At 50.6% G+C, this 19,341-nt stretch carries 20 protein-coding genes; 9 read left to right on the plus strand and 11 right to left on the minus strand.

The window, feature by feature from the left end; genetic code table 11:
* Nucleotides 1–7 precede the first annotated feature (7 nt).
* On the minus strand, nt 8–1,483 hold the full coding sequence (gene gltX / locus ACJJI3_RS12705; protein WP_444939957.1) for a glutamate--tRNA ligase: 1,476 nt from the start codon (nt 1,481–1,483) through the stop codon (nt 8–10).
* Between the two features lie 276 nt (nt 1,484–1,759).
* Here gltX and ACJJI3_RS12710 point away from each other — a divergent pair, with 276 nt between their 5' ends.
* Genes ACJJI3_RS12710 through ACJJI3_RS12720 form a run of 3 tightly spaced genes read left to right on the plus strand, consistent with a single transcriptional unit; the run spans nt 1,760 to nt 5,773 of the window.
* Nucleotides 1,760–2,287 (plus strand): hypothetical protein, encoded by a 528-nt coding sequence (locus ACJJI3_RS12710; RefSeq protein WP_444939958.1) that lies wholly within the window; start codon nt 1,760–1,762, stop codon nt 2,285–2,287.
* 38 nt (nt 2,288–2,325) lie between these two features.
* Nucleotides 2,326–4,839: a TcfC E-set like domain-containing protein gene (locus ACJJI3_RS12715; protein WP_444939959.1), complete on the plus strand. Its 2,514-nt coding sequence runs from the start codon at nt 2,326–2,328 to the stop codon at nt 4,837–4,839.
* Nucleotides 4,826–5,773: a hypothetical protein gene (locus ACJJI3_RS12720; RefSeq protein ID WP_444939960.1), complete on the plus strand. Its 948-nt coding sequence runs from the start codon at nt 4,826–4,828 to the stop codon at nt 5,771–5,773. The genes ACJJI3_RS12715 and ACJJI3_RS12720 overlap by 14 nt, the downstream gene beginning before the upstream one ends.
* A gap of 61 nt (nt 5,774–5,834) precedes the next feature.
* Here the strand turns inward: ACJJI3_RS12720 and ACJJI3_RS12725 are convergent, their stop codons facing one another.
* Nucleotides 5,835–6,518: a fimbrial biogenesis chaperone gene (locus ACJJI3_RS12725; RefSeq protein WP_444939961.1), complete on the minus strand. Its 684-nt coding sequence runs from the start codon at nt 6,516–6,518 to the stop codon at nt 5,835–5,837.
* A gap of 460 nt (nt 6,519–6,978) precedes the next feature.
* On the opposite strand from ACJJI3_RS12725, the gene ACJJI3_RS12730 reads away from it, so the two are divergent.
* Both ACJJI3_RS12730 and ACJJI3_RS12735 read left to right on the plus strand, forming a co-directional pair.
* Nucleotides 6,979–7,671, plus strand: coding sequence for a glycerophosphodiester phosphodiesterase family protein (locus ACJJI3_RS12730; protein ID WP_282934155.1), 693 nt, complete (start codon nt 6,979–6,981; stop codon nt 7,669–7,671).
* Complete coding sequence (locus ACJJI3_RS12735; protein ID WP_444939962.1) at nt 7,655–8,863, plus strand: glycerol-3-phosphate dehydrogenase/oxidase; 1,209 nt, start codon at nt 7,655–7,657, stop codon at nt 8,861–8,863. Before ACJJI3_RS12730 ends, ACJJI3_RS12735 begins: the two co-directional genes overlap by 17 nt.
* A gap of 80 nt (nt 8,864–8,943) precedes the next feature.
* On the opposite strand, the gene ACJJI3_RS12740 is transcribed toward ACJJI3_RS12735, so the two are convergent.
* From ACJJI3_RS12740 to ACJJI3_RS12750, 3 genes are read right to left on the minus strand one after another with little or no spacing between them, the layout of a single operon-like run.
* Complete coding sequence (locus ACJJI3_RS12740) at nt 8,944–9,165, minus strand: hypothetical protein (RefSeq protein WP_444939963.1); 222 nt, start codon at nt 9,163–9,165, stop codon at nt 8,944–8,946.
* Nucleotides 9,166–9,209: 44 nt separating this feature from the next.
* Nucleotides 9,210–9,833: an isochorismatase family protein gene (locus ACJJI3_RS12745; RefSeq protein ID WP_444934985.1), complete on the minus strand. Its 624-nt coding sequence runs from the start codon at nt 9,831–9,833 to the stop codon at nt 9,210–9,212.
* A gap of 16 nt (nt 9,834–9,849) precedes the next feature.
* Nucleotides 9,850–10,542, minus strand: coding sequence for a pirin family protein (locus ACJJI3_RS12750; RefSeq protein ID WP_444939964.1), 693 nt, complete (start codon nt 10,540–10,542; stop codon nt 9,850–9,852).
* A gap of 132 nt (nt 10,543–10,674) precedes the next feature.
* On the opposite strand from ACJJI3_RS12750, the gene ACJJI3_RS12755 reads away from it, so the two are divergent.
* The 4 genes from ACJJI3_RS12755 to ACJJI3_RS12770 all read left to right on the plus strand — a co-directional run bounded on the left by ACJJI3_RS12755 (nt 10,675) and on the right by ACJJI3_RS12770 (nt 14,123).
* Nucleotides 10,675–10,824 carry a helix-turn-helix domain-containing protein gene (locus ACJJI3_RS12755; RefSeq protein ID WP_444942556.1) on the plus strand — a complete coding sequence of 50 codons (150 nt, stop codon included), beginning with the start codon at nt 10,675–10,677 and terminating at the stop codon, nt 10,822–10,824.
* An 842-nt stretch (nt 10,825–11,666) separates the two neighbouring features.
* Nucleotides 11,667–12,644: a tRNA dihydrouridine(20/20a) synthase DusA gene (dusA, locus tag ACJJI3_RS12760; RefSeq protein WP_444939965.1), complete on the plus strand. Its 978-nt coding sequence runs from the start codon at nt 11,667–11,669 to the stop codon at nt 12,642–12,644.
* 44 nt (nt 12,645–12,688) lie between these two features.
* The gene (tal, locus tag ACJJI3_RS12765; RefSeq protein WP_444939966.1) at nt 12,689–13,684 is read left to right on the plus strand and encodes a transaldolase; all 996 of its coding nucleotides are present in this window, start codon (nt 12,689–12,691) and stop codon (nt 13,682–13,684) included.
* Complete coding sequence (locus ACJJI3_RS12770; RefSeq protein WP_444939967.1) at nt 13,665–14,123, plus strand: tellurite resistance TerB family protein; 459 nt, start codon at nt 13,665–13,667, stop codon at nt 14,121–14,123. Before tal ends, ACJJI3_RS12770 begins: the two co-directional genes overlap by 20 nt.
* A 43-nt stretch (nt 14,124–14,166) precedes the next feature.
* Here ACJJI3_RS12770 and ACJJI3_RS12775 read toward each other — a convergent pair whose 3' ends face one another.
* The 6 genes from ACJJI3_RS12775 to ACJJI3_RS12800 all read right to left on the minus strand — a co-directional run bounded on the left by ACJJI3_RS12775 (nt 14,167) and on the right by ACJJI3_RS12800 (nt 19,137).
* Nucleotides 14,167–14,685: an STAS domain-containing protein gene (locus ACJJI3_RS12775; RefSeq protein ID WP_282934161.1), complete on the minus strand. Its 519-nt coding sequence runs from the start codon at nt 14,683–14,685 to the stop codon at nt 14,167–14,169.
* Nucleotides 14,686–14,905: 220 nt separating this feature from the next.
* Complete coding sequence (locus ACJJI3_RS12780; protein ID WP_413664484.1) at nt 14,906–16,084, minus strand: PP2C family protein-serine/threonine phosphatase; 1,179 nt, start codon at nt 16,082–16,084, stop codon at nt 14,906–14,908.
* A 38-nt stretch (nt 16,085–16,122) separates the two neighbouring features.
* Nucleotides 16,123–17,025, minus strand: a complete 903-nt coding sequence (locus ACJJI3_RS12785; protein WP_413664483.1) for an MlaA family lipoprotein — start codon at nt 17,023–17,025, stop codon at nt 16,123–16,125.
* A 127-nt stretch (nt 17,026–17,152) separates the two neighbouring features.
* Entirely contained in the window at nt 17,153–17,923 is a 771-nt protein-coding gene (locus ACJJI3_RS12790) for an HvfC family RiPP maturation protein (protein WP_444914687.1), read from the minus strand.
* The gene (locus ACJJI3_RS12795) at nt 17,904–18,749 is read right to left on the minus strand and encodes an HvfB family MNIO-type RiPP peptide maturase (protein ID WP_444916226.1); all 846 of its coding nucleotides are present in this window, start codon (nt 18,747–18,749) and stop codon (nt 17,904–17,906) included. The genes ACJJI3_RS12790 and ACJJI3_RS12795 overlap by 20 nt, the downstream gene beginning before the upstream one ends.
* 88 nt (nt 18,750–18,837) lie before the next feature.
* Nucleotides 18,838–19,137, minus strand: coding sequence for an HvfA family oxazolone/thioamide-modified RiPP metallophore (locus ACJJI3_RS12800; RefSeq protein WP_108731896.1), 300 nt, complete (start codon nt 19,135–19,137; stop codon nt 18,838–18,840).
* Nucleotides 19,138–19,341: the final 204 nt, after the last annotated feature.

Raw genomic sequence — 19,341 nt, forward strand, 5'->3', positions numbered from 1 at the left:
ATCAGCCTTACTTGAGTCCAGCGTACTCTTTTTCCCAGCGCTTCAGCACCTTCTTCCCGGCACCGCCCAATACGTCGATCGCCTGGCGCAGGCGGGCGCGGCTGAGGTCGGGGCCCAGGAGCACCATGGCTTCCATCACGGAGAAGGACGCAGTGGTGCCGCTGATGGCGACAAACAGTGGGGCGTTAAAGTCTTTCAGCTTGATTTCCATGGCCGTGGACAGGGCTTTCACTGCCTGGAAGATACTGTCCTTGTCCCAAGCGCGCAGGGCTTCCAAGCGCCACAGGGCAAATTGAAGCAGCTTCTTCTGGTCATCCAGAGGCAGCTTGTTGCTGCTGAAGCTGTCTTCGGTCAGGGGCAATTTGCCAGAGGCGAGGAAGCTAACCAGCGGGGCAAAGTCACCGAAGGTTTCCATACGCTCTTTCGCCTGGGGCAGAACCTTGAGCAGGTTGTCGCGGTTGAACATCCACTCGGTGAGGCGATCAGCCAGTTGCTCGTTTTCCAGTTCGCGAATCCACAGACCGTTCAACCAGGACAGCTTCTCTACATCGAATACCGGGCCGCCCAGGGAGACACGCTGGATATCGAAGTGCTCCAGCATCTCTTCAAGAGAAAACTTCTCACGCTCATCCGGCATGGACCAGCCCATACGACCCAGGTAGTTAAGCAGAGCTTCGGGCATAAAGCCGGCGCGCTGATAATACAGGATAGAGGTGGGGTTCTTGCGCTTGGACAACTTGGTCTTGTCCGGGTTGCGCAACAGCGGCAGGTGGCAGAGCACCGGCATTTCCCAACCAAAGTATTCGTACAGCAGCTTGTGCTTGGGTGCGGAGTTGATCCATTCTTCACCGCGAAGAACATGGGTGATCTCCATCAGGTGATCATCCACAACATTCGCTAGGTGGTAAGTAGGCATACCATCGGACTTGAGCAGAATCTGTGCGTCCACTTGGGCCCAATCGATCTCGATAGTGCCGCGCAGCAGATCTTCCACCACACAGCTGCCGCTCTCAGGCACATTCATACGCACTACATAAGGTGCTCCGGCAGCGCGACGCTTTTCAACTTCCTCTTCTGGTAGAGCCAGGTCACTGGGCTTCAATGAAGTCCGGCCAGCTTCCCGCAAGCCTTCACGGAGTTGCTCCAACTCTTCTGCGGTACGGTAGCAGTGGAAGGCATTCCCTTTTTGTACCAGCTCATCGCAGTAGGTTTTGTAGATATCGCCACGCTCACTCTGGCGATAGGGGCCATGGGGGCCACCTACATCCGGTCCTTCCTGCCAATCCAGTCCGAGCCAACGCAGACTGTCGAGAATGGCTTTCTCCGATTCCGGGGTACTGCGCTGCTGGTCGGTGTCTTCAATACGCAATACAAACTGGCCGCCTTGAGCGCGGGCAAAACACTGGTTGAAGAGGGCAATATAGGCTGTACCAACGTGGGGATCACCGGTTGGAGACGGTGCGATTCGGGTTCTTACGGTCATGATAAACCTGATTGATAAATGGAGGACTCGTTAAACCGCAGGATTATAGCGCTGGCCAGCCTCTTGGCACAGGCGGGGTTTTCTCCTCAATAAGAATATTTACGCGCCATAACTTCATTATTGTGAGCTAATGACGTGACATACATCACGAAAAAAGTATTATTGCGGCCATAAAGAAGGAATGGCTTGACTAACGTATTACCCCAAATTTTGCAGGGGTTTCCGCGAGCAGCTTCTCCCTAAGAACGATAAATTAATCGCTCAGGATGGCATACCATGCAAAAAAATGTAGTTCGCACACTGTTTTCTGCTATTGCAGCAGGTACTCTTTTCAGCATTTCTGCCGCTTCAATGGCTGATAGTGCTAGTGCAAGCAGTGATATCACCCTATCTTTCACTCCCACCATTGAGATCACTCGTGTAGAAAACCTCACGATTGCCGATCCCACTTTGGGTACCGATGCCGTAGGCACCGAAGATTTCTGTGTGGGCGGCCTCGGGTTCTCCACCTACAGCATTACTTTCGACAGTAATGACGGTGAGAATGACACGGAATTTACCCTGACCGACGGCACCAACAACGTGCCCTACAGTGTTGGTTTTGATAACAGCACCTCCGGTACTTTTACTACTGTTACCGAGGGCGATGCGCTGACAGGCCAAACCCGGAATATCGCTTCCTGCGGCTCCAGCGATAACGCGCGCTTCCAAATCACTGTGGCCAACAGCGCTTGGGAAACTGCAACTGTGCTAAATGGCACCACCTATACCGATACCCTGCTGATCACTGTCGCCTCCGAGTAACAGTAAAGAGTGGCTGGCCCTGCCAGCCATAGCTCAATATGGCAGGACGTCATCTGGGGCGCCTTGCGCTGGCTTTGTGTCTGGTGCAAGCCTCCTGCCCCGATGCCCTTGCAGCGACCGCAGCGACTTTCCTGCTGGAAACCTCTGCTCCTGAAGGGTTTGATGATCTCACCGAACCCCAGCAACTCGTGGTGGATCTCTACTACGGCGGCCGGGAAATTGGTGCTGCGCAAGTCACAATTGACCCGCGCTTTGTTCGCTTTGACTCCCCGCCTGAGGTACTCGAACTATTGCCCGAGGTTCGCGATACCGAGCGAATTCTCTCCATCCTCGAACGACCGCAAACAAGAAACAGCCACCATGTATGCCGCTCAAACCGGCAGATTGGCTGCGGCTACTTAATGCCCTCGGAGTTTGCCGTTATTTACGATGAGCAGCTCTACCGGCTGGATCTTTTTTTCTCACAAGAGCTGTTGCCGCAACAAGCGGCAATCAATGATCCTTATCTGCCGGAAGCGAGTTCTGACTTCTCTGTCGTACAAAACCTGAGCGGTTCCTGGAGTGGGGTTGAAAGTGATTGGGGCCCGGACAGCTATAGCGCTGCATTAAATGGCAACACCATAGTGAGCTTTGGTGAGAGCGCTCTGCATTCACAATGGTCTGCGGCCTCAGAGCAGGACAGCCGGATCCATAGCCTGTATTGGAGTCGGGATTTTCGGGGGCAAGCCTATTCGGCCGGCCTTTTACAACCCCAAGGTGGCTTTGGCTATTTCCGGCCCCAGGAAGCGATCTATGGCGTAGAGCTACGCACTTCCCAGCGCACCCGAACCGATATCAGTTATCAACAGGGAGCGCCGGTTGAAATTAATATGCCGGTGCGCGGTAGAGTCGAGGTATATCAGGATGAACGACTTATCCACACCGAACTACTGGAGGCCGGCAACCGCCTATTAAATACCTCTACCCTACCCCACGGCGCCTACGATATTGAGGTGCGCACCTACGATGAAGCGGGGCGGGTATTAAGCCGGCATATCGAATTCTTTGCCAAGGATTCGCTACTGCCGGCCCCCGGCGAATGGTTTTGGAGCTTGCAGGCAGGCTTGCCCACCCGTAATTTTTGGGACGACACTCTGCCGGACCACTACGAAGAAGGAATTATTACGGCCTCTATCGCACGCCGTTTAACGACCGGATTGGGTCTTTTTGTTTCTGGCGCCGCAACCGAGGAGCAGCAATTGTTGGAAATCGGCGGTCGCTGGATTGGCGAAGGCGTTGAAGTCTCCCCAAGCTTGGTGACATCCGGTGATGGACGCAGCGGATACCGATTTCAGGCATTAGTTAAAATGCCCTACGGGACTTTTAGTGCAGTAAAAACCGAGCTGGATGCCAATACAACACCGTTCAACAACGATAAATATACATTACTGCCAGGCAGCTATTCCCAAACAAGTCTGAGTCTGCGCACAGCGGTACTGGGCGGACAGCTATCCCTAAGATTCAGCGAGCGGGACCAAAACCAACTCCCCGGCAGCATCGACAACGGCGATTCACTAAGCAGTGCCCAGAAGTTAAAAACCCTGGAGTTCCGCCACCCCATTTTTAAAAGCACCCATTGGCTCGGCAACGCCACTCTGTCCCACAGTGATGCAGACGGCGAGCAATACACCAGTCTGGAATTCCAGTTCCGAATGCGCTCCAAACACTGGCAACACACCGCTAATCTCTATAGCGACAACAGTGAACAAAGCACTAGCAGCGAGCGATTTGCACTGCAAAGCCGCTGGTACGACCGGGATTTATGGGCGGCTGAATTTGAGCAGCAGCTTTCTGTGGAAGCATCCCCAGAAGCCAATTACCTGGAGGCCCGTACGCATTTAGCGGGACATCACGGATACTTGAATACTGCAGTTGGTCTTTATGATGATGATGAAGGCCGTGCGATCAACTACCTCGGAGGATTCAGCACCAACCTGATTGCCACAAAAAATTCCCTCAATTGGGGCGGTGAGCAAAATCTCCAGAGCGCGGTTATCGTAAATATCGAAGGCAGTGAAGATAAAGATTTTGAAGTTTTGGTTAATGGCAGCCGCCGTGGATACGCCAAAGGCGGCACAACCTCAGTGATTAATTTACCGGCTTATCACAGTTACGACCTTTCCCTCCGGCCCCTGGAAGAGGGCTTTTTCGACTACCGGGAAACCTCCGAAACCATTACCCTGTATCCGGGCAATGTGGGCGCCAGCAGCTACCAGATACTGCCACAAATCCTAGTACTGGGCCGATTGACCAGCCTTGGTCAGGGGCTGGCAAATACAGAAATAATCATTGGCGAACACTCAGCGCAAACTGACCAATATGGCATTTTCCAAATGGAATTCCACGGTGAACATAGCACCATCCTAAATACAGAAGTTCGCTGGGGAAATTGTAAAGCCTCAATCGAAGCCGCTTCATCGGGCGATAGCTGGCTCAACCTGGGAACCATAGAAGAGTCAGAGGCCAACTGCCAGACTGGGCAAATAGCAGAGGTAAGCCGTGTCCGTAATTAAGAAGCTGCACAAACTTGGCCTGGCCTCTGCACTGTTGATTCCGCTATTTAATATACCAGTACAAGCCCAGGTAAATTGCTCCAGCAATAACGATTTGCGAGTTTGTGGCCTGGAAGATTCACACACTATTGATTACGAATCAGAACCTAAAGAAATTCAGTTCACTACCCGAAGCCTGCTGGGAAGCTGGACCCTGCGCTACGATGTAGAAGTGAGTCCGCTCAGTGGATCTACTTTCGCACTATTTGCGGACAGTGGTGAACAGCTGGATATTGATATTTCATTTCGAGCCAATAACGGCACCACGGAAACACTCAGTCCAGGAACTCAGTCCGCTACTTTTGCTGGCACCAGCGACGATGCAGATACTTATTTAGTGATCGAGCTGGACAGCAGCCAAATACCCTCTTCCAGCCGCTACTCCGCCAGCTTTGAGATGACACTGAATAATTATTTTATTATTTGGACTGCCGGCACCGAAACAGTTCAGTTTGACATTGTGCTGGACGTAGAGCCAAACATCGCCATTCGCAATCTGGGTGATATTGACCTCAGCAACAGTGGCACCCTGTTTGGACAGGCCATTGAGGGCAGTGAGGACTTTTGTGTTGGCGGTATAGGATTTAGCGGTTACACAGTAAACCTGTCCAGCGCCAATGGCAGCTCCGGGGGATCAGGCAGCAGTGCCTATGAATTGGGGGGAAACAGTGAACAAATCCCCTACAGCGTTGCCTTCTCAGACAACCTGGCTGCAACTTCAGGCATTTCCCCGGATAGCCTGGGAGATATCTCCGGCAGCTTTAGCCGAACTTCGGATGAAAACTGCCTTTCTGATAATGCGCGAATTTATATTTCTATTGCGCCCTCAGACTGGGAAAACGCGGTCGAACCTCTCTACACCGATGTACTCACAGTAACGGTGAGCAGCCAGTGAGCTAAATACAAAATAATCCTTTAATCCGCCCAGCCTGCTATAGGCAAGCAACCAATTCTAATTAGCCACTAAGAGGAAAACGAACCCGCTCACTCTGCTGCCCTCGCAGTAAAACTTCCAGCTCGCCGCCAACAGGTTTACCCGCTACTTCGATACTGGTGCCAGCGTATAACCGACCGGTGGCCTCAAGCTTTTCACACTTCTCTTCAGTCACACAATGACGAACTTCCACGACTTCTACATTAATATTGCCACTATTCGTGAGTCGGTAATTATCCCCTTCAGCCACTAAATCAATTTTATAAGCTCCACCTTTTGGCTGCACAAATACCAATGCCTGATAAGCCACAAGGATTTTTAGTGCCGTTCTGTCACTCTTGATATCACCTACAACGGGTTTAAAAGTCACCCGGTAGACTTTTTCCTCTTCAAGATCTCTATCTAAGGCCATTAAGCGAAAGCGCTTTCTCTCTCCGGGGGCCAGGACAGCTCTTGCGGGGCTGACAAGGAGTTTAAATTCATCGGGATTTATGACCCTGACTCGACTCTCATTATCCTGGCCGGGGTTATCCACACGGAATATTTCAGTTTGGATATATAGCGTCTCATTATCTGGGTTGCTGACGAGAACATCATCCCGAGCGCTGGGAGTATCTTCCAGGTAAAGGACAATTTTATCCACAGACATAGCTGCCATTACTGGCTGGACGACAAAGAGTAGCAGTGAAAGCAGTACTTTTTTCATAAAGAGCGGGTACTCTTAGAACTTCCTATAGTAAGCGCAATATCGGGCTGTTTTATCCACAAGTCAAATCGGAACCTAATGAGCCTCCCTTAAATCAACATCACCAGCCCCGCTAGTAAATAAGAGGCAATACTGATTTGCCCTACACCGCCTGAAAAGTAAAACACTGCCAACGTAATAGATCATCCTGACGGGACATACCGCTAGCTAACTCAGTGGCGCGCTATCCATATGGGCAGTATGCAATCGATTCAGCATCATCACTATGTAAAAACCCCAGCCCTCCATTGATAGCCCTCTGGTCCCATATTTCCTCCCCGTGAACCTTGCAACAGCGGTGGCACCGTCTATTTTTCCTGTATGACCCGGCTCCAGCCAGGGTCCGGTTCATCTCTGGGCAAAGGCCAAATCACGCCCAATTCCAGACGACAATAACACCCGCTTTTCGGACCAGATTCACATGTTAATTGCTCATCGCGGCGACAAGACCCGCCAACCAGAGAATACGATTGCCGCTTTCGAGGCGGCCCATAATCTGGGGGCCTGCGCTATTCAGTGCGATATCCGCTTCAGCGCCGACGGCACCCCCTGGTGCTTCCACGAGGATAGCCTGCACATCCCCGGCAATGACCAGTCCCAGGTCTTCCACTCCCTTAGGGACTCACAGTTACACCACCAGTCGATCAATCGCTTCATCGAGCTGGTAGACTGGGCCAGCTGCCATCGCCACCTGGATTGGTTTATCGGTATCTCACCTGCCAATATCGCCGCCACTGGATTTGTCACCGCCGTTAAAAAGTTAATGGAGCTGATGCGCACTGAGAATGAGTCATTCGCTCTACTCACCGCAGACTGCCGCAGCCTCAGAGCCGCCCGCAATATGGGCTGGCATCGGGTTGCCCTTGAGATCAATAGTGTCTCCCGGTGCCTATCTGCCGACATTGTCACTTTGGCGCCAGAATATCTACTAATTCGCGACAGCCAGGTTGAATGTGACGAATTGCCCCCAGGCCCCTGGCAATGGGTTGTCTATGAAATCAACTCGACAGAAGAGGCAGTACTCTGGCGCAAGCGCGGTGCTCACCATATTCTCACCGGCAACTTGCCGCTGCTGATGCGCTCCCGGGAAGCGAGTGATGTCTACGGATTTTGATGTCCTGGTAGTCGGCGCAGGTATACAGGGAGCGGGAGCCGCTGAGGTTCTGGCCACAAATCACTATTCCGTGGTGATACTCGAACAGCTGGGTATCGCCGCCGCCACTTCCTCTCGCTCCTCCAAACTCATTCACGGCGGCTTGCGTTACCTGGAGAGCGGCCAGTTCCGTTTGGTCTACGAGTGCCTGCGGGAGAGAAAGTGGCTACTGGATAACAAGCCTGAACTCGTGAGAATGGTCCCTTTTTATATCCCTATCTACCAGCACAGCAAGAGACCCGCCTGGCTGGTCCGCTTTGGGTTGAGCCTCTACAGCCTGCTGTCGGGAATAAACAACAGCTATTCCCGCTTTCGAAAAGTCCCTAAATCCCAATGGGATAGCTTGCCGGGTTTGAATCGGGAGGGCCTGAAGGCCGTATTTCGCTACTACGATGCACAAACCGACGATGCCGCTTTAACCCGTGACGTTGTGGCTTCGGCAGTCGCTCAAGGGGCTCAAATAATTTGCCCTGGCAGTTTGGTAGGCGCAGAAGTCACCCGCGACCATGTCCGGATTGATTATGTAGCAAACGGCAAGCTCAACACCCTGCGCACCCGTGCACTGGTCAATTGCAGTGGCCCCTGGGTAGCCAATACCAATGCTCGCTGTACGCCCCCAGTAGATATTCCACCTATCGACTTGGTTGCAGGCACCCATATCTTGTTGCCTCTATCACTGGGCGACAAAATCTACTACGTCGAAGCTGATGACGGACGCGCAATTTTTGTAATGCCCTGGCAAGACAAAACCCTGGTAGGGACCACAGAGCGGCCCTATTTCGGCGATCCTCGCGACGTAACACCGACTCTCGAGGAAGAGAGCTATCTCTTACAGGCCGTACAGAAATATTTTGCGCAAGCCCGAGGGCTGAACGGCGAGGACATTTGTGAGAGTTATGCGGGGCTGCGAGTGCTCCCTGAAATGGAGAAGAGCCCCTTCGCGCGATCCCGGGAGTCCATTATTTGCTGCGATGACGATAAGAAGCCACGGATGTTGGCCGTAGCAGGCGGCAAATTGACCAGCTACCGCGCTACTGCCCGCAAGATACTGAAAAAACTGGAGCCCACCCTCCAGGCTGGTCGATCGATTGCCACAAAAAATACCCCGACCAAAACAGAAGATAGTTCCTCCGAAAGAGAGCGAAATATTTAAATACATTTTGAATATGCAGTTTAATTTTCCAATCTCAAGTCACTTTAATATCAACCCAAAATAGTCATCTGACAAATAAATTATCTCTTCACCTTTTTACCGTAAATGTGCCCAACCAAATAGAAAGCGAACGGTAAAATCAAATAGCTAATAATCGGTACTATAATCGCCACAGCAGCAATTACTTGTAACAGTTTATGATCTGGCAAAATTAGGGCTAAGCTGTCGGGAATAAAATAAACCAAAGGAATCAGGGATAAAAAAGTAATTAATGTAGCAAAATGCCTATTGTGATGAACCATAGATATACTCCCGCCCCTCCCGTAAAAATGAGAGGGGCTTTGAATTACTTTTGGTTTGCTGCAGTAAGGTAGCTGTTATATACCCATCGATAGGTCGTGTGTTGAGCTAATATGCCCCCAAGCTCCGTGCCGTGATCACTTCGCCAATCATCCATCATCTCAGCCAACACGGATGACCAGGTAGCAACTTTAACGCCCGCCTGCGTCATACGATGCATAGCAGCTTGTGTCACTGTACTATTCCAAGTACCAGAAGCATCCACTACGGCATATACATCATACCCTTCGGCTACAGCAGAGATAGCGGGAAACATCAAGCAGACATCCGTAACGATGCCAGCCATAATTATTTTTTTACGCCCGGTTGCCTCAATAGCTCGCTTAAACTCCGGACTTTTCCACGCGTTTATCTCACCTTCACGCTCAATTATTTCACTGCCCAAGATGTTTGTTATCTCTGGCATAATAGGACCATTAGGGCCTTCAGGCATACTCGCGGTAACAACAGTGGGTAAACCTACTGCTTTCGCAAGATTTGCCAATCCCTTTATGTTCTCCGTCATCAGATGCGGATCCAGATCCCGACAACTCACCAATAATCCCGTTTGATGATCAATTAATGCCAACACAGAATTGTCTTTAGTTAAGGTCTCTGAAAACTTATTCACGGTGCTACCTACCTATTTAATGTTTTAACTTTCTAATAACAATTGCACTTGTATTAACATCTGCAATTAACTTACCGCTATAACTCCTAATTAAATCTCCATCCTTCACGTTTTCTTTTTGCCCAGCTTCAGAAAAGACTCCCCAGCCTTTAGTTAGGTAACCCAGAGTTTCACCATTAAATGAAATTTGCTCAGCTGCATTTAAATTGGCGATCTCGATAATCGTACTGTTATCAAAGGTCACTGTTTGATCATCGCGGCCCCCATAAACCCGGGTGACCGTATTTTGGCTGGGCATGTAATACTTGTAGCCTGCGGCTTGACCAGAGACAGTTGGTAAGACCCATAACTGGATCATTCGATTTTTTTTACTATCCGGGTTCACCTCGTTGTGCGTAAACCCCTGGCCTCCAGCTCGCTGGACTTGCACTCCTCCTTTATCTAAACCTTTGCCATGCTCTAAAGATCCCTCATGTTGTATTCGTCCATCCACCATGACCGAAATCACATCTATCTCACGGTGAGGGTGCATGCCTGTTTCGCCTTTCGGGTTGAAGCGGGCATCGGCCAGATATACAAAATTATCGAGCCCTTCAGAGGTATGTGGATGTTTGTGTGGAGCGAATACCTGGCTATCCGTGACCAACCTGTGCTCGGTAAGCCCAGCAAAACCGCCAAGTGGTAGTGAGTCACGTTTGAGAATTTTCATGATATGCCTCCAAAATATGTAAGCGATGGAGGTATCTTAGGTACAACTTATTGTTTGATATATACCAAAATAAGAATATCACTATCTCATTTTCAGCAACAATAGATTTCTATGAGCCAAGATTTCAAAGATATGGTGGTGCTTTTAGCCGCAGTGGAAACAGGTAGCTTTATCCAAGCCGCAAATCTCCAGGCTATACCAAAAGCCAACTTAAGTAAGAAAATCGCCCACCTGGAGGGTCAGCTATCAGTCAGGCTCTCAAACCTTAAAGGAAGTTGGTAGGAAGTATTTAAATCACTGTCTGCATATTGAAGAAGAGATGATACTGGCCGAAGGGAAAGTGTCTGAAATCCTGCAGATTCATTACCGACCCAGCTCACCTTAAAATATGAAACTCCTACGAAAATTAAAGGTTAGGAGAATCATCGAAAGTTATTTAATTAGCGCCCTGGTAAGATCCCCTCCATAATTTCGCAGTGTGAAATAAGTGCTCGAGAAAATATAAGTCTAAGTTTTTCGGATGACTTCTAAATTATTAATCGAGGCACTGTTGCCAATCTATTGCAAAGTTAGAGCATGGAAAGAAAGGTCATTTATGCACCACATCCATAAAATATGATCAAGATTACTTAAATCTGTGCGTTTATTGGGGCTCTAGCTGAGATATTTAAACAAAGAAAACTATGTAATATCTGGCCGCAAGAATAGCGGACGAAAAAATGTTATTTCTAAGCAATTAAACTTCTGTCTTTCCACTACGGAAAGCTAAGTTAAAAAAGAAGCTGCTATTTAATAACGCCATACAGAGTCCATGCCCTCAATGAACTGCTGGCAAGATAATACTCTGACCTTATCCCAATTACTCACCACTTAGGCGAGCCTAGTAGCGCTAAGTATTCATCAAAAGAGGCCCCGGTTCTGGAGCTACACAACCAGCCCAGCGAGCATACGTTGCCCAGTGGGACAGCTGTCAGCCCCATGCAACCGGTACAACTGTTGGGCACAATAAATGCTCAAGAGGTCAAAATACCCTCATCCAGATACATTTCCACATGGGGTCTACGTTTTACATCCCATATAATGGCGGGCTACTCTGTTTTTATTAGTCTGTTACACCGTAGTTTATGTCCGATTTTAGCCCCCATCGCTTTTGTACCGCTCCGCTGCTTGATTGGAGCGACCGCCATTGCCGCTATATGTGGCGCCTATTGAGCAAGCATGCACGCCTGTATTCGGAAATGGTGACCACCGGGGCAATACTGCATGGTGACCAACAGCGACATTTGCAATTTGATGCAGCTGAACAACCTGTCGCCCTGCAGTTGGGGGGCAGTGACCCTCAAGAACTGGCTGAATGCGCCCGTATCGCCGAGGAATGGGGCTATAGCGAAATCAACCTTAACTGTGGCTGCCCCAGTGACCGAGTCCAGTCCGGGCGCTTTGGCGCCTGCCTTATGGCGGAACCGGATGTGGTAGCCGCAGGGCTCACTGCCATGCGTGAAGCAGTATCTATTCCGGTTACCGTCAAGCATCGTATCGGCATCGACGATATGGAAGACTACCCAGGCCTGACCCGCTTCGTGGAGGCCCAGGCTAACGCCGGTGGGGATACTTTTATCGTCCACGCGCGCAAAGCGTGGCTAAAGGGGCTAAGCCCCAAGGAAAACCGTGAAATTCCTCCGCTCAATTACGACATGGTTTACCAGTTGAAGAAGGATTACCCCCAACTACAAATTGTTATTAACGGGGGGATCAATTCAATTGAGGAATGCCAGCAACATTTAAGCCACGTGGATGGTGTTATGCTGGGACGCGCGGCTTACCAAACCCCGACAATCCTGGCCCAGGTGGACAGCCAATTATTTGGCGGTGAGACCGGCCCGGATGCCATCCAGGTGGTAGAGCAGATGCTGCCCTATATCGAGCAGGAAATGCAGCGTGGACAGCGCTTGAATCATATCACCCGGCATATGCTCGGGTTATTCCAGGGGCTTCCTGGTGCTCGGCGCTTCCGCCGACATTTGAGCGAAAATGCCCACAAGCCGGGGGCGGGTCCCGAGGTGCTTGAACAGGCACTGGCCCAGGTCACCCAAGCCGCTTAGACCGCTTTCAATATGTAGACCAGTGAATAATTAAGGGAGGAACCATGAACAAGTTGGAGCAACTCAAACAGCGCAGCCAGGTTGTAGCAGATACGGGAGACATTGAAGCGATTCGCCGATATTGTCCTCAAGATGCAACAACCAATCCCTCCCTACTGTTTAAGGCCGCCCAGCTCCCTCAGTACGACAACCATATCGCCGAGGCACTTCAGTGGGCCGAAAGCCACCAGGGTGGCTCGAACGCGGAAAATATTGCACGCCTGGCCGCCATCAAACTGGCTGTCAGCATCGGCACGGAAATCTTGCAGTTGGTGCCCGGAGTGGTATCCACCGAGGTCGATGCTCGCCTCTCTTTTGATACCCGCGCTACTATTGACTACGCACGCCACCTGATCGCCTTGTACGAACGCGCAGGTATTGCCAAAGAGCGGGTATTGATCAAGATCGCGTCGACATGGGAAGGCATTGCTGCCGCATCGGTACTGGAGCGCGAGGGAATCCACTGCAACCTGACCTTGTTGTTCAGTCAATCCCAGGCGATTGCCTGTGCTGAAGCCGGGGTGACTCTGATCTCCCCCTTCGTCGGTCGAATCCTCGATTGGCATATCGCCAACAGCGGCCACGAGTCATTCCCTGCAGAAGAGGACCCGGGCGTAATCTCGGTGCGCAATATCTATGAGTACTACAAGTCCCGGGATTACAAAACCATTGTGATGGGCGCCAGCTTCCGCAATACCGGGGAGATTGAGGCTCTGGCAGGTTGCGATCGACTGACAATCAGCCCTCAGCTATTACAGGCCCTGGAGGACAGTGAGGCACCTCTCGCTGCTGGCCTGCCACCGGTATCCACAACCAAATCCCGGCCGACACAGGATCTGGCTGAAGCCGAATTCCGCTTTCAATTGAATAGCGATGCCATGGCCACTGAAAAGCTTGCCGATGGCATCCGAAACTTCGTGAAGGATCAGGAACGTTTAGAGCTATTGTTACAGAACCGAGTAAAGGGACAGCAGGAAATTCATGCTGCAACAAATCCGTAAACTGTTTGAGCAGATAGGAAATAGCGTTGATGTTGAAGCACGTGATGAAAAAGACGTGCGGATGATCAGCGCTGCGCTGTTAGTCGAGGTTGCCACTGTCGATCAAAAGCTCGATGAGTGTGAGCGTGAAACGCTCACACAACTCCTGTGCCAGCACTACTCTCTCGACCAGGCTAGTGCCACAGAAATAGTCAGTGAAGCTATTGGCCAACGGGACAGAGCCACATCCCTGTTTGAGTTCACCCAGGCGGTGAATGAACAGTTCAGCGAGAGAGATAAATACCTGCTGATTTTGCAGATGTGGCAGGTAGCTTTTTCAGATGATGTTATCGAGGCTTTCGAGGAGCACCTGATTCGCAGGGTGGCAGAGCTAATTTATTTGCCACACGGACTCTTCACCAAGGCACGCGCCGAAGCGAGGGATATGAAGCGTTGCTAAGAAAGGGAGATTTCCAGAACTGGGGATTAGGAGAGAATAAGCGCTAGTGATAATGCGCCGAAGATTTGGCAACCGGGGAACATTCTCGCTCCAGGGTATGTACCAAGTCGCGAAAAGTCTCGGCGTTTTGCTCGTTCATGCTCATCAATACCCGGTGAGCTTCCAGCACCTTTTCCCGCGCAGCACACTCGTCGGGGCTATTACATACCAAAGGCGTGGTGGGTACACTCATATCGTGGACCGTATCGCTGATTTCAACCAACGAATCAAAGCCCATAGCGTCCAATAGATGGCGGATACCTTTACCCGCAGAGAATACCAGCGGCTTATCACAGCCCCGCTCCAAAGCGCGAATGGCAATCTTCGCCATCAGGCCGAGGGTCGTACTATCAACACCTTCTGCACCACCGAGATCAAATGCCACTCCGGCAAAATCACCCCGTGCAAACATGTTGTCGATAAAGCTATCAAATGAGGTACAAAGGTTGAGACGAACATCACCTACTAACTTGATGACGTAGATGCCCTGGTGGGCCCCAACCATAATTTGCCCGGACTGCATAACAACCCCTGGCTCACCCGAATACACTTTTTGATAGAAGTGCAGGCGGATGGCAAAAGTTCACTGGTAGAGAACACAATAGCATTTGACGTTTTTGGCGCCTAGTGCAATTTTGTGCATAAAGTGGGCGGAGCTTACTCCTGACTATGCAGACTGACAAGTGCGATAAAGCACAAAATTCGACTTCATAGTCGAAGACTATCGATAGAAGTTTTAGGCATTACTGGCGGCCTAAAGTGAGAATCGTAATATCGTCCGGAAGGGCACCAAAAGTATCCATTTTTAGAGACTGACAGAGCCTGTCGAGTTCTCCCCCACTCTCTGAAATAGCCTGCAAAAGCTGGGCCTCTTTATCGAGCAGATCGCCCTGTAATAATTCAAGTACACCGTCTGAACAAGCGACCAGGCGCCAAGCGGGCGGCAGCTCAGCACGCATCACTTGCCAATCACCCCGTTCAAAAATACCCAGGGGACGCCCTTTTCCCGGCAACCAGTCTGCACCCGCCTCACTAACCAGGGCCGGCATAGGTATTTGCCCGGCGACGGCATAGTGCAATTGCCGGGCACTACTATCCACAACCCCGACAAACATACTGGCGTGCTTGCCCAATTTTGTGGATAACAACTCTCCATTGACCAGATTAAGGACATCCAGCAAGTCATCACTGAGGGAGTCCAGCTGGGCAAATAAGGGGCGCTCCCGCAAGCGATGCATAATGCTGTGCTTAATCAGGGCAGTAACCAGCGCAGAAGAGACACCATGGCCCGACACATCGACCAGGTAAAAGGCTACAAAGCGCTCACCGAACAAGCCGTAATCAACAAAATCACCGCTCAGGTACAGGGAGGGAACCAGCCGGTAGGATGCTTCCACACCGCTGGGGTAGTGATAGGGGGTACGGGGAAGTAAATGCTGTTGCAGTAAACGGCCAGCTTCCTGGTCCCTGCGCAGTAGCTCGACATGATCCCGCAGTTCACTGTTGCGACGCTCCAAGGTCACTTTATATTCGCGATTCTGCTTCGCCAGGTTTTCTTCACCGCTGATACGGCAGATCATGCGATCAATAGCCGCCGCTTCTTCCAGGGGTTTAACCAGGTAGTCTTTGGCTCCAAGGCGCATCGCTTGGAGTACATCATCGGCAGCACTGTCTGAGGCAATAATTACTGCGGCCACTTCTGGGGCTATACGCTTTATCCGCCGCAACACTTCCAGCCCACTCATATCCGGCAAATAGCGATCAATCAATACGATATGGAAAGCGCCGGGGCTGAACTGGCCGATGCCATCTTCCCCGTTGTTGGCAACACTTACCTGGAAGCCAAAACGCGAAAGCGCCCCTCGCAAAAAATTGCGGGAGCGCTCATCGTCGGTAAGCACCAGGCTACTGGGGCCGGCCATATAAAGGCTCTAAAAAGTTATCTGCCCTAGGTGACAAATCAGTAGTCGGAAGCCTCTTCCACTTCACCCTGATCAATTGCCTCTGCGGCCTCTTCTTCGGTTTGAACATCCATTTCACCATCGACAATCAAATAGTCGCGGCGCTGCAGGTAAGCATCCCGCAAGAGTACATAGCGATCACCATGCAACAGGGACTCCGCTTGCAGCAGGCTGGCACGGCTCTGAATGATATCTGTACCCTTCAATGCATATTTGGTCGCGTCGTCATTTACATAGGTCAAGGGGTTGGTGTAGTAATCCACGACCCTGGCAGGGGTGTCCCGTACAGTGGATGGACCCAGTAGCGGCAAAACCAGGTAGGGGCCAGAAGGCACACCCCAAACAGCCAAAGTCTGGCCAAAGTCCTCGCCATCACCCTGCTCGAGACCCATGTGCTGGGCAACATCCAGAATACCGACAATACCTACCGTGGAATTCACCAGGAAACGACCGGCGTCATTGCCCGCTTGGCCCCATTTACCCTGCAGAACATCATTAAAAGTATTGGTAACTTCGCGCAGATTGTCGAAAAAGTTGCTGACACCGTGCTGCACGAAAATCGGGGTAATTTGGCGATAGCTGACAGCGGCGGGCTTCAACACATAGCGATCCGCACCATCGTTGAAGGAGAATATGGCCCGATTAAAACCTTCCCATGGGTCGCGAAGTGATAAATCTTCGCCCTCGGCACCACCAAATTCATCGGCAGGATCAAAGCCGTACTCATCCTCGAGAGACAGGCCCCCGTCATCGGCACTGGCATCCTCTGCTCCGCTGGTATCTACCGCAGCCGGGTTTTGAGCTGCACCACCAAACGGATCTTGTTGCGCTAGCGCCCCTACTGGAGTAACAGCTATCAGAGTTGCCATTAACCAGGGCGATAAAGTTTTGCTTCCAAGCACAACCCTGCTCCTCTTATATCAAACTAGTGAGACCAAGGATTCTAACGCCCTAGTAATTCGTAAGCTACCCTCGGCAGCATAGCAGCTGGGATTTGCCAAAGATAAAGGAGTTTCAGGCAATCACAGGCTAAGCCTTTAAACCGGCAATAACCCCTTTATTCAGTAGTTTTTCTAATAAATCGGCACCAAAATCAAATAAGGAGTCACGACTAATATTGGGTAATTCCTGAGCCATCTGTTCCAATATTTGTAAGCCGGTGTAATCGCCCGCAGAGACCAACTGCAACAATCTGGCGGTGACGGCATTGATCTCCATAAAATTCACTTTGTCGGAACGATCCCGGTATACGAAAAGGAACGTCGGTACCTCCGGCGGCTCTTGGGGCTGAAAATCCGGCCCCAACCGATGCACTGGGTAGCGGTAACTGAGGCTCCAGACAAGAGGGGAAACTACAGGAACTTGCTGTAAAACATCCCCCTCTATCGCCAGCCCTTCCGGTAATTCCACATCACTGACATCTAAAGCCAACTCTACCCACTCGTAGTGGGCAAGCTCCAACAGGAACGGAGGATCTTGTGGTTGTTCTCCCCGTTCGTTCTGTAAATATGAGAGAAACTCTTCACTGATCTGCAAAAAATACGGGCTAACGGATGTGTGTTTGTGGACAAAATCACGCACCATTTGATGCCAGTTTTCGTCGCTATAAAGACTGCGCAATACCGGGAATCCACTGGCAACAAAGGATTCAATATTGTTGTAAATCAAATCTCGATAAATAGCGACACGCCGGTCCTCAATTTCTGCCGGCGGCGCAACTTGATCCGGTGCGCGCAAATGGGCAGCAAAGTCCCGCTGCACACTTTTGAATGTCTCGGGCTTATCGACGACTGAGGACATAATTCTCTTCCACCTGGTGACTGGCCTGAATGGTTTTAATATGTCCTACTTCTTCGAGTAATTTGGGAATCGGCGGAATATTAAAATCCCGCTCAAGTAGCGTCGGCATCACACCGTGAATATCGTAGGCGCGATCGAGTAGTTCCCACACAGGATCAATAACCGGTGCACCATGGGTGTCCACCTTTAAATCCTCTGCCTCATCATAGTGCCCGGCAATATGTACGTAGCGAATTCTTTCAGTAGGTAGTGCAGATAGAAAGTCCAGCGCATCGTAGCGGTGGTTAATCGAGTTTACATAAATATTGTTCACGTCCAGAAGCAAATCACAATCGGCCTCTTCCAGCACCGCATTTAAAAAAGCCAGTTCAGTCATCTCCTGGCCCGGCGCCGCATAGTAGGAGACATTCTCCATTGCAATCCGTTCTTCCAGTGCGTCCTGGACCATACGGATTCGCTCGGCAACATACATCACCGCTTCTTGCGTAAAGGGAATGGGCAATAAATCGTACAGATGGCCGTGATCTGAGCAATAACTCAAGTGCTCACTGTAACCGCGAATATTGTGTTGCTTGATAAATTTTTTAATGGCTGCAACCAATTCCATATCCAATGGTTCTGGTGCACCAATCGAGAGAGATAAACCGTGAAGTAAAAAGGGAAAACGCTCTGTATATTCCTTAAACCAGCGCCCATAGCGACCGCCAACACCAATCCAGTTCTCAGGTGCTACCTCCAGAAAATCTACGGCATCTGTATCAAGGTTTTCACCCATCATTGAGCGGCGCAATCCAAACCCAGCGCCTTCTACGGAAAACTCGCGCAACACTTTCAGGTCTCACTTTTTTCAGCGATCAATAAAAAACAGGGTGGATCGCTAAAGCGTATCCACCCTCTTTGAGTACAGCGAAAAATTACCCGCCACACTTACCTTCGCCGCACTTACCTTCTTTTTTCTTGCCTTCGCCGCACTTACCTTCGCCGCACTTACCTTCTTTTTTCTTACCTTCGCCGCACTTGCCTTCGCCGCACTTACCCTCTTTCTTTTTATCATCACCGTCGTGATCAGCCAGCGCCACGTTGTAGCCTGAGCTAAGGTCTGCTGCGGCAAAGGGGTTAGCATTGCTGTTGGCAGCAGATACATTCATAGCGGCAGTGGCGATAAACGCTGCGCCAACTGCGGCGGCTACAGGGGAAAGGTGCTTCTTGTTCATAGTGAATCTCCTAACTAGGTGTCCTTAGCAATAAAAAGTACAAGAGACTTTTTTCCACTCCGCAGAAGTATAATGCTGCGAAACAAAAATCAGTCATTGAATAGAACCCGCCACAAAATAACCGGTATCAAGGGGTCATTCTGGGCTCCAGGCCTGCTTTCAGTACTTCTGTCGGGCTCTCCATCAAATTCTTACACTTGATCA

The sequence above is a fragment of the Microbulbifer maximicatervae (SeqCode) genome (genome assembly GCF_052466985.1).